Source organism: Mesorhizobium sp. DxT (genome assembly GCF_058448885.1).
In genome coordinates this window covers 173,607-188,557 of record NZ_JBZFLJ010000004.1, presented here as the reverse complement: position 1 = coordinate 188,557, position 14,951 = coordinate 173,607, and the positions used below count along the sequence as shown (strand labels likewise).

The 14,951-nt window shown below is 62.6% G+C and carries 12 protein-coding genes; 5 read left to right on the top strand and 7 right to left on the bottom strand.

Annotated elements, in window-relative coordinates; genetic code table 11:
- The first annotated feature begins 64 nt into the window (after window positions 1-64).
- On the top strand, window positions 65-1,765 hold the full coding sequence (locus tag ACVJNE_RS10165; protein WP_499565244.1) for an ABC transporter permease: 1,701 nt from the start codon (window positions 65-67) through the stop codon (window positions 1,763-1,765).
- A 249-nt stretch (window positions 1,766-2,014) separates the two neighbouring features.
- Here ACVJNE_RS10165 and ACVJNE_RS10160 read toward each other — a convergent pair whose 3' ends face one another.
- Window positions 2,015-3,973 carry an acetoacetate--CoA ligase gene (locus tag ACVJNE_RS10160; RefSeq protein ID WP_499565241.1) on the bottom strand — a complete coding sequence of 653 codons (1,959 nt, stop codon included), beginning with the start codon at window positions 3,971-3,973 and terminating at the stop codon, window positions 2,015-2,017.
- A gap of 219 nt (window positions 3,974-4,192) precedes the next feature.
- On the opposite strand from ACVJNE_RS10160, the gene ACVJNE_RS10155 reads away from it, so the two are divergent.
- The gene (locus ACVJNE_RS10155; protein WP_499565239.1) at window positions 4,193-6,028 is read left to right on the top strand and encodes an AsmA family protein; all 1,836 of its coding nucleotides are present in this window, start codon (window positions 4,193-4,195) and stop codon (window positions 6,026-6,028) included.
- A 6-nt stretch (window positions 6,029-6,034) separates the two neighbouring features.
- On the opposite strand, the gene ACVJNE_RS10150 is transcribed toward ACVJNE_RS10155, so the two are convergent.
- From ACVJNE_RS10150 to ACVJNE_RS10125, 6 genes are all read right to left on the bottom strand, one after another.
- The gene (locus tag ACVJNE_RS10150; RefSeq protein ID WP_173186933.1) at window positions 6,035-6,853 is read right to left on the bottom strand and encodes an ABC transporter permease; all 819 of its coding nucleotides are present in this window, start codon (window positions 6,851-6,853) and stop codon (window positions 6,035-6,037) included.
- Between the two features lie 3 nt (window positions 6,854-6,856).
- Complete coding sequence (locus ACVJNE_RS10145) at window positions 6,857-7,825, bottom strand: ABC transporter permease subunit (RefSeq protein ID WP_499565237.1); 969 nt, start codon at window positions 7,823-7,825, stop codon at window positions 6,857-6,859.
- A gap of 15 nt (window positions 7,826-7,840) precedes the next feature.
- On the bottom strand, window positions 7,841-8,983 hold the full coding sequence (locus tag ACVJNE_RS10140; RefSeq protein WP_499565235.1) for an ABC transporter ATP-binding protein: 1,143 nt from the start codon (window positions 8,981-8,983) through the stop codon (window positions 7,841-7,843).
- 72 nt (window positions 8,984-9,055) lie between these two features.
- On the bottom strand, window positions 9,056-10,153 hold the full coding sequence (locus tag ACVJNE_RS10135; protein WP_499565234.1) for a polyamine ABC transporter substrate-binding protein: 1,098 nt from the start codon (window positions 10,151-10,153) through the stop codon (window positions 9,056-9,058).
- Window positions 10,154-10,269: 116 nt separating this feature from the next.
- A complete protein-coding gene (locus ACVJNE_RS10130) occupies window positions 10,270-11,739 on the bottom strand; it encodes a glutamine synthetase family protein (protein WP_499565232.1) in 1,470 nt (489 codons plus the stop codon).
- 88 nt (window positions 11,740-11,827) lie between these two features.
- Window positions 11,828-12,781 carry a DMT family transporter gene (locus ACVJNE_RS10125; RefSeq protein WP_499565230.1) on the bottom strand — a complete coding sequence of 318 codons (954 nt, stop codon included), beginning with the start codon at window positions 12,779-12,781 and terminating at the stop codon, window positions 11,828-11,830.
- Window positions 12,782-12,894: 113 nt separating this feature from the next.
- Between ACVJNE_RS10125 and ACVJNE_RS10120 the strand changes: the two genes are divergently transcribed.
- The 3 genes from ACVJNE_RS10120 to ACVJNE_RS10110 all read left to right on the top strand — a co-directional run bounded on the left by ACVJNE_RS10120 (window position 12,895) and on the right by ACVJNE_RS10110 (window position 14,938).
- Window positions 12,895-13,872 carry an NADPH:quinone reductase gene (locus ACVJNE_RS10120; RefSeq protein WP_499565228.1) on the top strand — a complete coding sequence of 326 codons (978 nt, stop codon included), beginning with the start codon at window positions 12,895-12,897 and terminating at the stop codon, window positions 13,870-13,872.
- A 187-nt stretch (window positions 13,873-14,059) separates the two neighbouring features.
- Entirely contained in the window at window positions 14,060-14,269 is a 210-nt protein-coding gene (locus ACVJNE_RS10115; protein WP_499565226.1) for a helix-turn-helix domain-containing protein, read from the top strand.
- Window positions 14,270-14,278: 9 nt separating this feature from the next.
- Window positions 14,279-14,938, top strand: coding sequence for a LysR family transcriptional regulator (locus ACVJNE_RS10110; protein WP_499565224.1), 660 nt, complete (start codon window positions 14,279-14,281; stop codon window positions 14,936-14,938).
- Window positions 14,939-14,951: the final 13 nt, after the last annotated feature.

Genomic DNA, 14,951 nt, shown 5'->3' with positions numbered 1-14,951 from the left:
GGTCAATGACCCGGCCTTTTGCCTATGTCGCCGGGGCCGCTACCCCGCGACCGGGAGACGGAAATTGAGCGCCCCCGCCACCTACGGCTTCGAGGCTACGGAACCAGCCAGACCGGTGCGCCGCATGCGCTATCACAGCGCGCTCATACCGGCATTGATCGCGTCGGCCCTGGCGCTGATGCCGCTCATGGTGGTTATCTTCATCGCGCTCGCCGGCAACGGCGCAGATCTAAGTCACCTGGCGCAGCATGTGCTGCCTCATTCCACGGCGACGACGCTGTGGCTGCTCGCGCTTGTTGCCGTGGGCACGGCGATCGTCGGCGTCGCCAGCGCATGGACGGTCGTGGCATACGATTTTCCGCTGCGACGGCCTTTGGCCTGGATGCTGGTGCTGCCGCTTGCGGTACCACCCTATTTAGCGGCCTACGCATTCGCCGAGTTTCTGCTGTTCACGGGACCCGTCCAAACCGCGATCCGCGATCTGTTCGGTTATGCGACACCGCGCGATTACTGGTTCCCCGACATCCGTTCGACGCCCGGCGCAGCGTTTGTCCTCACGATGGTGCTCTATCCTTATGTCTATCTGACCAGCCGGGTCGTGTTCATCATGCAGGGCCGCAACATTGCCGACGTGGCACGGACGCTCGGCGCGCCGCCCTTCAAGGTGCTGCGCAAGGTGCTGCTGCCGGTTGCAAGACCCGCGATCGTTGCAGGCGTCGCTCTGGTTATGATGGAAACGCTGAACGACATCGGCGCTTCGACATATCTTGGCGTTTCGACGCTTACCTATTCAGTCTATTCGACATGGCTCAATCGCGGCAGCCTGGAAGGTGCGGCACAGATCGCCAGCATGATGCTCATCATCGTGATCGCGGTGCTTATGCTCGAGCAGTGGGCGCGCCGCAAGCAGCGCTTCCACGTCGGGCGCGGCTCACAAATGAACAGCCGCCCATCGCGCGTGCAGTTGACGGGTATGCGTGCAGCGCTGGCAACATTGCTGACCGCACTCCCTGTCGGTTTCGGCTTCGGCATTCCGCTCTATGTCTTCGGCCAATATGCCTCGCGGCGGCTATATCAGTTCGCGGAACGTGATCTAGCAGAAACGCTGCTCAACACGGTTGTTGTCGGCTCCAGTGCCGCCGTCATCACGGTTTGCGTGGCGATGCTGCTGATCCAGGCCGCGCGGCTCGACAGATCACGTGCCGTTGCATTTGCAACCCGACTCGCCATGGTCGGTTATGCATTGCCGGGGACAGTGCTTGGCCTAGGCCTGCTCTTTGCGCTGGCGCGGTTCGACAATGCCTTGGATGCCTGGGCGCGAGACCTTTTCGGTGTCTCGACCGGCCTGCTTCTGACCGGTTCGGCAGCGGCCGTCGTGCTGGTATGTTCGATCCGATTTCTCGCTTTGGCAGAAGGCGCGTTGCGTAGCGGACTTGAAAAACTGCCGCCGCATCTTGACGAAGCCGCGCGAAATCTCGGCTATGGCCCCTATCGCAGCGCCGGCAAGGTGTTGCTGCCCCTGTTGTGGCCGGCAATAGCAACTGCGGCGGTACTTGTCTTCGTCGACACGGTCAAGGAACTGTCGGCAACCATGCTGCTACGCCCCTTTGGCTTCAATACACTCGCAACCTCGGTCTTCGAGGACGCATCGCGTGGAGCGGTGGAGGACGGCGCAGTGGCGGCATTGCTGATCATTGTCACCGCCACAGTGCCGATCGTGCTTCTGTCGCGGGCGCTGATGCGCGACCGCGAAGCGATGATGTAAAGCGCGCTGCGGCGCCAAAGAAAAAGGCGCTTCAGAGAAGCGCCTGAGTATGAATTTGGCTGTCACACAAGAAGCTTGAGCGTACCGAGCTCCAAGGCAGCGGAGCGGGATTTCTCCCTCAAGTTGAGTAGGACTATCGGGCCCGAACCTTAACAAAACCTTACCTGACTATACGGCAGTTTACGATTCTGTATCATCCGTGAAATCGAGGTAAATTTCGCGGCAACCGTTTGCTAACCATAACGCCGGCTACGATTGCAGCGCGGTGATGTCGCGGTAGAGCTCAAGTGCCTCGGGATTGGCAAGCGCCTCCTTGTTCTTGACCGGACGGCCATGCACCACGTCGCGCACGGCAAGCTCGGTAATCTTGCCCGACTTGGTGCGGGGTATGTCGGCAACCGGTACGATGCGCGCGGGCACGTGACGAGGGCTGGCGCCGGTGCGGATCTTGGTGCGGATTTTCTTTTCCAGCGCCTCATCCAGGACAACGCCTTCCGCAAGCCGCACGAAGAGCACGACGCGAACGTCGTCGTCCCAGGTCTGACCGATGCAGAGCGCCTCGAGAATTTCCTCCATCTGCTCCACCTGATTGTAGATTTCCGCCGTTCCGATACGCACACCGCCAGGATTCAGGGTCGCATCGGAGCGGCCATGGATGATGAGCCCGCCATGCTCCGTCCATTCGGCGAAATCGCCGTGGCACCACACATTGTCGAAGCGGTCGAAATAGGCGGCCTTGTATTTGGAGCCGTCGGGGTCCGCCCAGAACTTCACCGGCATACAGGGAAACGCCCGGGTGCAGACGAGTTCACCCTTTTCGCCCCGAACGGACTTGCCGGCATCGTCCCAGACGTCGACAGCCATGCCCAGGCCAGGCCCCTGGATTTCGCCCACCCAGACGGGCTTGATCGGCACGCCGAGCACGAAACAGGAAACGATGTCGGTTCCGCCCGAGATTGATGCCAGGTGAACGTCCTTCTTGATGCCGTCATAAACGAAGCGGAAGCACTCCGGCGCCAGCGGCGAGCCGGTCGACGAGATGACGCGCACGGAGGAAAGGTCGTGGGTCTCGATCGGCCGCAGCCCTTCTTTGCGCACGGAATCGATGAACTTCGCGGAGGTGCCGAAATAGGTCATCTTCTCGGCCTGGGCGAAGTCGAAGATGGCATTGCCGTTCGGATAAAAGGGCGAGCCGTCATAGAGAAGAAGCGTCGCGCCGGATGCCAGGCCGGACACCAGCCAGTTCCACATCATCCAGCCGCATGTGGTGAAATAGAAGAAGCGGTCGCCGTCGCCGATGCCGGCATGCAGTCGCTGTTCCTTGACGTGCTGCAGCAGCGCGCCGCCTGCCGAATGAACGATGCATTTGGGAATGCCCGTCGTGCCCGACGAGAACAGGATATAGAGCGGATGGTCGAAAGGCTGTCGCTCGAACTCGAGCGGCGCAGGTGCGAAAGGCGAAAGCGCGATCTCCAGCGCTTCGGCCTTGCCGATACCGGCCGCCACCTCCCTGGCCGCTCCGAGATAATCGACAATCAGGGCCGCTTTAACCGAAGGCATCCTGTCAAGCACGGTCGCGATCTTCGCCCCGACCTCGATGCGCTTGCCCGCGTACCAGTAGCCGTCGGGCGCGATGAACAGCACGGGTTCGATCTGTCCGAAGCGGTCAAGCACACCCTGCTCGCCGAAATCCGGTGAACAGGATGACCAGATCGCCCCGATGGAAGCCGCCGCCAGCATGCAGGCGATCGTCTCGGGCATGTTGGGCATCATGGCGGCGACGCGCTCGCCGGCTTTGACGCCATGAGCGCGAAAGAGCTGCTGAAGCTGCGAGACCAGTGCGCGCAGCTCGTCCCAGGACAACCTGCGCTCAACCTTGTCCTCGCCGCGGAACACCAGCGCGTCGGAACTTCCCGTCTTGCGAAGCAGGTTCTCGGCGAAATTCAGCTTCGCATCAGGAAAGAACCGGGCTCCCGGCATCCTGTCTCCGTCGATCAGCGTCCGCTCGCCGCGCTCGCCGATCACATCGCAATAGTCCCACATCAGCGACCAGAACGCTTCGCGATCGTCGATCGACCACGCATGCAGCGCTTCGTAATCCGCAATCGGCTTGCCGCTCGCCTTCGCAGCCAGCGCCATGAAGGCTGTCATGGGCGACGCCGCGATTTCTTCGGCCGACGGGCTCCAAAGCGGGGCGGTGTGGTTCATGCGGGTTCCTCCTGAGGGGCCGGGCGGCGCGGAATATGCCGACGACAATTCGCAGACGGTTAAGCATATCGTCCGCCAGCAAGGCAAGGTGGCGAAAATACCCTTATCTGGCTGGTGGAAAACGCCATCGGCAGGCCACAAAAGGTTGAAAAACAGCTATCCTGCGGGTCGAGTAGTGTAGGGAGCGTCGCCGGCGACATCCCGCAGCGGCGAGGCGAGATGCGGCTTTCCATGTTGAAACGAGGCGTTATCGCGCTGGCGACAGTGCTTGCGCTCGCGGTGTTGTTCATAGCCGCGCTGCCCTGGGTGGCATCCACGCAGATCGTACGGGACCGCATCGCTCATGAGCTCAGTCTCTGGAGCGGCTACCGGGTAGTACTGGGCGAAGCGCCGGTGCTCGACGTCTGGCCGACCTTCAGGGCAACGCTTCACGACGTTGCATTCCTCGAATGGGCGGACAACGGAAATCCGCCGGTGCTGAAGGCCGACAGGCTGGAGGTGGGCCTTTCGGCGCTGTCGGCGCTGCGCGGCAATGTGGTGCTTTCGGCCGTGGCGATGTACCGGCCGGTGCTTCGGCTCACCATCGAAGGTTCGGTCATCGATCTCCCCGCTTCGCCAGGCGGCGGGCGCATGACCCGCGCGGTGACCGCGGCGCGGGGGATCGTGGCCAGCAACCCGGCCAATCCGGACCGCAGCGCATTGCCGGACGATGCGTTCGGCACGGTCGAGTTCTTCGATGGCCGTATCGCGGTCGTCGATGGAGACGATGATGATGGCATCAGCAGCCTCAACGGCAAGATCGTCTGGCCATCGCTTAACCGCACCGCTTGGCTGAACGCCACCGGCATCTGGCGTGGCGAGAACATCAGCGTCGAAGGGTCGAGCGCGCAGCCGCTGCTGCTTCTTGCCGGCGGCAATGCGCCGGCGACCGCAAGCCTGAAATCGGCACTACTGGAAGCAAGCTTCGAAGGAACGGCAAATCTGTCGACGAATACGTACTTCGACGGCAAGGTCAGTCTTTCGTCGCCGTCTCTGCGGCGCATGCTTGAATGGTCGAAGACAGACATCGCGCCGGGCGCCGCGATCGGCGCGATGTCTATTGCGGGAACGGTTCAAGGCACAGCGCAGCGGCTGCGGCTTGACTCGGTCGCGCTGAACCTGGGCGGCAATTCAGGTCGCGGCGTACTTGAGGTCTCCTTCGCCGATCCACTTCCAGCCATTTCTGGGACGCTCGCATTCGATACGCTCGACGTGCGATCTTTTCTTGCAGCGTTCACGCCGATCGCTTCCACGAGCGGTAACATCTACGACCAGATCGATACGGGCTTCGCCGAGCAATTGTCGCTGGACCTGCGCCTGTCGGCCGGCAATGCGACACTCGGATCAGTCGCCATGACCGAGCTGGCCGCTGCGGCCCAGGTGAAGGGCACGCTCGCCGCCTTCGACATCTCGGACGCGACCGTCTTCGACGGCAAGCTGCAGGCAGGCGTGCGTGTCGACCTGCAGGGGGAGAGCAAGGCCGTAGAGATGCGCATGATGGCAGACAATGTCGATGCGCGGGCAATCGCCAGTGCGACCGGCGCCACTCAGTTGGTGCCGCAAGGGCGCGCCAATCTTTCGCTGATGCTGAAGGGCACCGGCCGCGACTGGAACACGGTGATGGGCAATGCAGAAGGGACCGTTAGCGGAACCCTGGGCGAAGGCGCGCTGCAGGGCTTCGATCTCGCCAAGTTCAGGGAGCGCGCATCCGCAGGCGGGTTCTTCGCTCTATCGGAAATCGTCGGCGGCACGCTGCCGATGCGCGGCGCAGAGTTCAAAGCCAGGGTCAATGGCGGCGTCGCACGGATCGAAAAGGCTGAATTCCGCCTCAACGGGCAGGTGCTGACGCTCGGCGGCATCATTCCCTATTTCGGCCGCGCGCTGGCGCTTTCAGGCTATCTGGCGCCACTCGGAGAAGATGGCCAACCAGGCGACGCCGATCTCTCCTTCTTCATCGGTGGCGCGTGGGATTCGCCGTTTGCCGCACAGGTCGGATCCACAATCGACTTCGAATAGCCTGCGCTATCCGCGCTGGGCGGCCTGCTCATCGCGCCGGCGCTGCACGTCACGCCGCTTGTTGAGAACGGCGGCGGTCAGTACGCCTGCGGTGACGACCACGATAAGGATCGTGCAGACCGCGTTGATCTCCGGCGTCACGCCCAGCCGCACCTGGCTGTAGATGCGCATCGGCAGCGTGGTGGCCCCGGGCCCCGAGGTGAAGCTGGCTATCACGAGATCGTCCAGCGACAGTGTGAAGGCCAGCATCCAGCCGGACACGATGGCGGGCATGATGACCGGCAGCGTCACCTGAAAGAAGGTGCGTACCGGCGTTGCACCGAGGTCCATTGCCGCCTCTTCAAGCGACCGGTCGAAGCTCAGCAGGCGCGACTGCACAACCACCGCCACGAAGCACATGGTGAAGGTGATGTGGGCGAGCGTGACGGTTAGGAACCCACGATCGAGCCCGACAGCAACGAACAGCAGAAGCAACGACAGACCGGTGATGACCTCTGGCATGACCAGCGGCGCGAAGACCATGCCGGAAAACAGGAACCGCCCGCGAAAGCGCGTGTAACGCGTGAGCGCGAGTGCCGCCAACGTGCCCAGCACCGTGGCCACGGTTGCCGAAACGAAAGCGATCCGAGCCGTCACCCAGGCGGCGTCGAGAAGCTGCTGGTTGGACAGCAGCGACACATACCAGCGCGTCGAGAAACCGCCCCATACCGTGACCAGGCGCGAGTCGTTGAAGGAGTAGATGACCAGCAGCACGATCGGCAGGTAGAGAAACGAGAACCCCAGCACCAGCGAGGCGATGTTGAAGCGGCTGAGTTGCCCCTGCATGGCCTACCTCCCCTGTTCCTGCGCGCGCGCCTGAGCACGCTGGAAGAACATCATCGGCACCACGAGGATAAGCAGCAGCACGATGGCCACGGCCGAGGCGACCGGCCAGTCGCGGTTGGAGAAGAACTCGTTCCACAGCGTCTTGCCGATCATCAGCGTCTGCGAGCCGCCAAGCAGGTCGGGAATGACGAATTCGCCGATTGCCGGGATGAAGACCAGCAGGCAACCGGCCACGACGCCCGGCAAGGACAATGGGAAGGTGATCTTCCAGAATGCGGTCGTCGGCGGACAGCCAAGGTCCTGCGCCGCTTCGATCAGCGAAAAGTCCATCTTTTCCAGCGTCGCGTAGAGCGGCAGCACCATGAAAGGCAGGTAGGAATAGACGATGCCGATATAGATCGCCGTGTTGGTATTCATGATCTGCAGCGGCGTGTCGATAACGCCCACCCACATCAGGAACTGGTTCAGCAGACCTTCGGGCTTCAGGATGCCGATCCAGGCGTAGACGCGGATCAAGAACGACGTCCAGAACGGCAGAATCACAAGCATCAACAGCAGTGGCCGCATGGATTCAGGCGCGCGCGCCATGCCGTAGGCCATCGGGTAGCCGATCAACAGCGCAAAGAATGTCGAAACGCCCGCGATGACGACGCTCGAGACGTAGGCGTTGAAATAGAGCGCATCATCCAGGAGCCAGAGATAATTCTCGAAGGACAGTTCGCGAAAATTGGAGATGAAGCCCGAGACGCCGTCGCCGAGGCCGAATACCGGCAGATAGGGCGGCATCGCGATGGTCGTCTGCGACAATGATATCTTGAGCACGATGCCGAACGGCACCAGGAAGAAAACCAGAAGCCAGAGATAGGGGACCAGGATCACCGCGCGATTGGCCACCGCAGCCAGAAACCGGCCGCCGATCCCTTCATTCCGGTCTGCCGTTGCGGCGACATCTCGTGCAATCGTTTGGGCCATGGCCGCCTCCCGATCCTAGCGGGTCAGCACGACGCCGGCATCCGGCGCGAAGGAAATCCAGGCCCGGTCATGCCAGCTCAGAGGGTCGTCCATCGTACGTGCGCTGTTAAGCGCGCTGGCCTTTACCACCTGCCCGTCGGACAGCTTGACGTGGTAGACCGTCATGTCGCCGAGATAGGCGAGATCCCAAATCTCGCCTTCCATCACATTGGTGGCGCCTTCGGCCGGCGGCTTCGACGATACCCTGATCTTCTCAGGCCTGATCGCGAAGGCGACGCTGCTGCCCTCGGTTGCCTCGCCGGCATTCTCGACACGAATGCGCGCGCCGCTGGCGCCCGTAATTGTCGCCGCGTTGTCGCTTCGCTCTGCGACCGTGCCCTCGAGCATGTTCACGTTGCCGACGAAATCGGCCACGAACCGGGAAGAAGGCGCTTCGTAGACCTCGGCAGGGGTTGCCACCTGCATCACCTGGCCCTTGTCCATGATGGCGATGCGGTCAGCCATCGTCATGGCCTCCTCCTGATCGTGGGTGACGACGACGAAGGTGAGGCCGAGCTCCTGCTGGAGGTCCATCAGTTCGAACTGGGTTTCCTCGCGCAGCTTCTTGTCGAGCGCGCCGAGCGGCTCGTCCAGCAGCAGCACCTTCGGTCGTTTCGCCACGGAACGTGCCAGCGCGACGCGCTGGCGCTGACCGCCGGAAAGCTGGTGCGGCTTGCGCTTGGCGAACTGCTCCAGCTTGACCAGCTTGAGCATCTCGGCAACGCGCGACGCGATGTCCCCCTTGCTCATGCCGTCCTGCTTGAGACCGAAGGCGATGTTTGCTTCCACCGTCATGTGCGGAAACAGCGCGTATGACTGGAACATCATGTTCACGGGCCGGCGATAGGGCGGAATGCCGCGCAGATCCTGGCCTTCCAGCAATATGCGGCCGGAGGTCGGCTCCTCGAAACCGGCCAGCATGCGCAACAGCGTGGACTTTCCGCAGCCGGAAGCGCCGAGCAGCGCGAAGAACTCGCGTTCGTAGATGTCGAGCGAGAGGTCGTTGACGGCCGTGAAGTCGCCGAACCGCTTGGTTACACGTTCAAACGAAATGTAGGGTTTCGCCTCGGGATCGTTCCAGGGCGCAAAGCTCCTGCGAATGCTGCCAAGCGATTTCATCTCGGGTTCCCCAGTCCAGATGCCACGCTCAAAAGGAAAACGCCGGCGCGATGCACCGGCGTTTTCGTCGTCCTATTGGCCGGTCACCACCTTGGTCCAGCTCCGGGTGACGACGCGCTGCGTTCTGGAATCGTAGGGAATGTGGGTGAACAGCGTCTCCAGCGCATCCTTGTCCGGGTAGATCGCGGGGTCGTTGATAACCTCGTCGTCGATGAAGTCCTGCGAGGCAAGGTTGCCGTTGGCGAAGTAGACGTAGTTCGTCGCCTTGGCGATCACTTCCGGCTCCATGATGAAGTTGAGGAACTCGTGGGCCTCATCGACATTGGGCGCATCGGCCGGAATGGCCATCTGGTCGAACCACATCTGCGTGCCTTCCTTTGGCGCCACATAGGCCACCGTCACGCCCTGGTCTGCCTCTGCCGCGCGGTCACGCGACTGAAGAACGTCACCCGACCAGCCGACGGCCAGGCAGATGTCACCATTGGCCAGCGCATTGATATATTCCGAGGAGTGGAACTTGCGAATGGATGGACGGATCGAAAGCAGAAGCTCTTCGGCCTTGGCGATCTCATCGGGTTCGTGGCTGTTGGGATCGAAGCCGAGATAGTTGAGCACGATCGGGATGATGTCGCTTGGCGAATCCAGCATGTAGATGCCACAGCTTGCGAACTTCTCGGCGTTTTCCGGCTTGAACAGCACATCCCAGCTATCGATTTTCTCGGTCCCCAGGATCTCGGCAACCTTCTGGACGTTGTAGCCGATGCCGACGGTACCCCACATGTAGTTGATCGAGTATTCGCCACCCGGATCGTACTTGTCGGTGCGGGTGGTCACCACGTCCCACATGTTGGAGAGATTGGGCAGCTTGTCCTTCTGGAGCTTCTGGAAGACGCCCGCCTGGATCTGGCGCGACAGGAACGACCCGGTCGGCACGACGACGTCATAGCCCGATCCGCCTGCAAGCAGCCTGGTTTCGAGAATTTCGTTGGAATCGAACACGTCGTAGACGACGCGGATGCCGGTCTTTTCTGTGAACTCCGCAATGAGTGAATCGTCGATATAGTCGGACCAGTTCAGCACGTTGACGACGCGCTCCTGCGCCTGCGCGGCGAACGCGAAGGTCGCCGCTGCGAGCGAGACGGTCGAATAGACAATTGCCCTGCGGATCATGATGTTCTCCTCTGTAAGCCCCGTCCCGGCTCGTTGTCTGCGTTCACGGCCGGGTTCTTTGTTGAAAGCCTATTGGCGTTTTCGCAGTGCGACAAGCACGAAAACGCTGCGTTGCATCAAAGATAGGTCGTTCGCTCCAGAGGCGTGATCTCGCCCCAGAACGCCAGTATCTCCGCCCGTTTCAAATCCTTGTAGACCTTGGCGAGAAGCGGTCCGAGCGCCCTGTCGACGAACCTGCTCTTCTCCATGAGCTGAAGCGCGTCGTCCATGTCGTCGGGCAGGAAGAGCCCTTCGTCGTCATAGGCGTTGCCCTCGACGGGCGGCGGCGGAACCGCCTTCTGCTCCACGCCCTCCACCATGCCCTGGATGATTGCGGACATGACGAGGTATGGATTTGCGTCGGCACCCGCGATGCGATGCTCGACACGGCGATTTTCGTCGTTGGATACCGGTATGCGCAATGCGACGGATCGGTTGTTCTCGGCCCATACGGCACGTGTCGGCGCATAGGAGCCGGGCGTGATGCGGCGGAAGCCGTTCCAGGTGTTGATGAACAGAAGCAGCGATTCCGGCATCGTCTTGAGCAACCCGGCGACTGCCGACTCCAGCCGCTTCCTTCCCTTGGCTCCACCAAAGATGTTGACGCCATCCGCATCGAGCATCGAGGCATGAACGTGCATGCCGTTGCCGGCATATTCGAGGAACGGCTTGGCCATGAAGGTGGCGGTCAGCCCGTGGGCACGCGCGCAGCCGATGACGATGCGGCGCAGCATGATGACGTCGTCGGCCGCACGCAGCGGATCGGCCCGGTGCTTGAGGTTGACCTCGAACTGCCCGGGCGCGGCTTCCTTGATGATGGTGTCGATCGGCAGGCTCTGCGCGGCGGCCGCGTCGCGGATCATGTCGAACAGCTCCGCATGCTCGGCCAGATCGTCGAGCCCATACATGCGCAGCCGGTCAGGCCCGGCTGTCGCTCCCACGGGGGCGGGCATGCCGTCGTCCCAGTCCGTGTTCGGATCGAGCAGATAGAACTCGAGTTCGAACGCGACGACCGGGAAGAACCCCTTGGCGTTGGCTTCGGCGACCTTCTTCTTCAGCACCTGTCGCGGATCGGCCATGAAGGGCTCGCCTTCGGGCGAGAAGGTCTGGAGCAGCACCTGCGCGGTCTTGCGCTTGGCCCAAGGTACGATCGAAAGAGAGCCCCGGGTAGCGCGGCAATAGCCGTCCTTGTCGCCCGTTTCGATGTGAAGGCCGGTCTCCTCGACCTCCCTGCCCCACACATCGAGGCCATGGAGCGACATCGGGAAATTGACGCCTTCTTCGAAGGCCTTCTTCAACGCATCGCCCGGCGCCCACTTGCCACGCATCACCCCGTTGGGATCGACCATGAGGAACTCGACGGCCTCGATGTCCGGATGTTCCTCCACGAAAGCCAGATATTCGCGCTCGTGATCAGGCGAGATGAAGCCAGTCGCCTTGGGTTTCGCGCGTGACTTACTGCCGGTCTTGCCGGCGCTGTCGGTTTTTTTGGATTTGACGGTGCGCTTGCTCGCCGGTGCGATGACGCCGGGTGACGTTGGACGCAAAATAGACCTGTATGGTTGTTGCCGATCCGCCAGCCTGCCCCTGCCCCAGCGCGCTTGTCAATGGGGACAGGGGCGGTCGGCGCGCACGTCAATGCGGCGCGGCGATGCCGGTGACGCCCGGCCGGGCCGGCCGCGACATGCGTCGAAACTCGATCGCGATGTAGATGATCAGCGCCGCAAAGACGATCGCGCCCCCGACAAGCGTGCGCGACGACGGCACCTCGCCATGCACCAGCCAGACCCAGACCGGACCGAACAGCGTCTCGAATGTTGCCAGCAAGGCGGCATAGGCTGCGGGGATGACACGCGCACCGGTGGCGAAGAAGGCTAGGCCGAGGCCCAGATTGACAGCACCGAAGACGAACAGAAACGCCATGTCTGAACCGGAGGCCGTCAGCGTCGAGGCTTGGCTCGCGGCAAAGACGGCGGCGAAGACGGTGCCGAGGCACATGGCGGGCGTCATGCGCACATGCGCGAAACGACGGGTCAGGATGGTCGCAACCGAAAAGGCGAAAACGATCAGGATCGCAAGCCCGTCGCCAACGATCGACATGTTGCCGGTCAACGAATCCGACACCATGACGGCAACGCCTGCGATGACCACCGCGATGGCGAGCCACGTAATCGATGAAATCCGCTCTCCGAACAGCAGGAACGACAAAAGCGCCGCGATCAACGGCGCGCCTGCCTGCATCAGCAGGATGTTGGCGACGGTGGTGTAGGACAGCGCTATCACGAAGGTCGATGTCGCGATGGCGAAACAGCAGGCAACCGCCAGTCCCGGCAGGCCCATGGCGCCGAAGAGCTGCAGCGTGCCGCGTAAGCCGTCACGCCACAGCATGTACATAAGAAGGAACGTGGCAGCCCAGATCGAACGCCAGAAGATCGACGTGAACGGATCGTCCGCCTCGATGAAACGGGCGATGACCCCGCCCAGGCTCCAGCAGAGCGCAGCCAGGAAAACGAGGAGAAAGCCGGTGAGCTCCTCGCGCGCGGCCGGCGTTGCGGACGGCATCTCGTGCTGTGGCGCTGCGTGGGCCATGGCCGCTGTTCCAGACGTGACGAAGGGAATTATCGCTAGCGCGAATGGTCGGGGCTGGCGTGGTCCAGCCACCTCGTCTAGTTGTGGCACCCACGCAAAGCTGGAGGGATGGCATGAAGGCGGCCTGGTACGACCGGAATGGCGAAGCACGTGAAGTTCTGGAAGTCGGCGAGATGGAAACGCCCAAACCGGGGCCGAGCGAGGTTTTGGTGCGGCTGCACGCATCCGGCGTGAACCCCTCCGACGTGAAGAGCCGCAAGGGCCGCCCCATGATCGCGCCGCGCATCATCCCGCACTCGGACGGCGCAGGAATCATCGAGGCGGTGGGCAAAGGCGTCGAGAACAGCCGCGTCGGGCAGCGGGTCTGGGTCTGGAACGGCCAGTGGAAGCGGCCGATGGGCACGGCTGCCGAATATATTGCCGTGCCGCAGGAACAGGCTGTCCCCCTGCCCTCGAACATCGACTTTGCGACCGGCGCGTGCCTTGGCATTCCGGCCCTGACGGCGCTGCACGCGGTGAGCCTGCATGGCGACATTGCCGGAAAGACCCTGCTGATAACCGGAGCAGCAGCAGCCGTAGGCCACTACGCCGTTCAAATAGCCAAGTTGCGAGGCGCGCGGGTGATTGGCACCGTTTCCCCGGTCCGGCAGGCCCATGCCCGGGCGGCAGGCGTTGACGAACTGATCGACTACCGCCACGAGGACGTCGCCGAGCGCGTCAAGGCGCTGACCGGCGGAAAGGGCGTCGACGGCATCATCGACATGGACCTGTCAAGCACCGCTGCACTGTTGCCCAAGGGCGTACTCGCGCCTCATGGCACCATGGTCTGCTATGGCTCGAATGTCGCAGGCGACATCCCGATCTCCTTTCCCGCGATGTTGTGGGGCAGCCTCAAGCTTTCGGTCTTCGTCGTTTACGACCTGCTGCCTGACGAGAGGACGGCGGCGGTTGACGAACTTACCCGTTTGCTCGAGGCGGACGCACTCAAGCACTCCGTCGGCGCGACTTTCCCGCTCGACGAGATCGCTGCCGCGCACGAGGCCGTGGAAGGCGGCCGGCTGACTGGAAACGTGGTTCTCACCGTCGGATGATCGGGCTCGGGCGTGTCGAGCGTCCAATCCCGCCGCTGTTGTCGCGACTTTCGCGTCAGTTCGTGCTGGAGGAGCACAAGAGCTGTCATGAAATCCATAGCGCATCTCCTGAATTCTTTCGTAACTGAAAGATAGGAGTGGCCATTCGGCGCTTGAACGCCGGAAATCCGGATGTCATGTTTCACTGATGAAAAACATCAACTGGGACGACCTGCAACTCTTCATCGCAGTCGCCCGCGGCGGCGGGCTGTCGGCAGCGGCAAAGGCGTATGGATCGAGCCCCGCCACGATCGGCAGGCGGATGCTGGCGCTCGAGCAGGCGGTGGGCCGGCCACTCTTCATCCGCCGTCAGACCGGCTACGAACTCACCGCCGACGGGCAATCGCTCCTCATCTAGGCGCGCACGATGGAAGACGGCGCGCGGACGATCGACGACTGGCTCGATATGGGCGGCAGGCGGCCGCTGGTCCGCATCTCGTCCGGAACCTGGACGACCAACTTCCTCGCCGACAATTTCGCCCGGCTGTGGACCCCTGACGACCCGTTCCGCATCGCCTTCAAGGCCACCGAGGCGAAGCTGGACATCGCCCATCGGGAAGTCGAAATCGGCCTGCGCAACGCACCGCCGGAAAGCCCGAACCTAGCCAGCAGGCGCACAGTGATGGTCGCTCAGGCACCCTTCCGGGCCCGTGGCCACTCGCATCCGGGACGCGAGGAAGGATGGGTCGCGATCGCACCGGAGGATATGGCGACCCGCTCGGCCCGCTGGCTTGCCGAACATGCCGAGGGCGATGTCGTCGCCTGGGCGAACTCACCGCGTACGTTGCACGATCTGGTTCGTGTCGGTGTCGGCAAGGGCCTCCTGCCCTGCTTTGCCGGCGACCGGGACCCGCTGCTGGAGCGCGCAGGCGAAGAGATCGAAGAGCTGCGCGGCGCGCAATGGCTGGTCATGCACAATGACGACCGACACCGCGCCGAAGTGCGAACCGTCATCGATCGCATCGTGGAACTGGTCAGCGCTCACGCGCCGCTGTTCCAGGGCGAGCGGCCGGTCGGCGGGGCGTAGAAGCCAGGCTGCT

Bases quoted from the DNA above. Each gene is read 5' to 3' on its own strand.
- ACVJNE_RS10160 (WP_499565241.1), bottom strand. From the start codon at position 3,973: ATGAACCACACCGCCCCGCTTTGGAGCCCGTCGGCCGAAGAAATCGCG.
- ACVJNE_RS10155 (WP_499565239.1), top strand. From the start codon at position 4,193: ATGCGGCTTTCCATGTTGAAACGAGGCGTTATCGCGCTGGCGACAGTG.
- ACVJNE_RS10150 (WP_173186933.1), bottom strand. From the start codon at position 6,853: ATGCAGGGGCAACTCAGCCGCTTCAACATCGCCTCGCTGGTGCTGGGG.
- ACVJNE_RS10145 (WP_499565237.1), bottom strand. From the start codon at position 7,825: ATGGCCCAAACGATTGCACGAGATGTCGCCGCAACGGCAGACCGGAAT.
- ACVJNE_RS10140 (WP_499565235.1), bottom strand. From the start codon at position 8,983: ATGAAATCGCTTGGCAGCATTCGCAGGAGCTTTGCGCCCTGGAACGAT.
- ACVJNE_RS10135 (WP_499565234.1), bottom strand. From the start codon at position 10,153: ATGATCCGCAGGGCAATTGTCTATTCGACCGTCTCGCTCGCAGCGGCG.
- ACVJNE_RS10125 (WP_499565230.1), bottom strand. From the start codon at position 12,781: ATGGCCCACGCAGCGCCACAGCACGAGATGCCGTCCGCAACGCCGGCC.
- ACVJNE_RS10120 (WP_499565228.1), top strand. From the start codon at position 12,895: ATGAAGGCGGCCTGGTACGACCGGAATGGCGAAGCACGTGAAGTTCTG.
- ACVJNE_RS10115 (WP_499565226.1), top strand. From the start codon at position 14,060: ATGAAAAACATCAACTGGGACGACCTGCAACTCTTCATCGCAGTCGCC.
- ACVJNE_RS10110 (WP_499565224.1), top strand. From the start codon at position 14,279: ATGGAAGACGGCGCGCGGACGATCGACGACTGGCTCGATATGGGCGGC.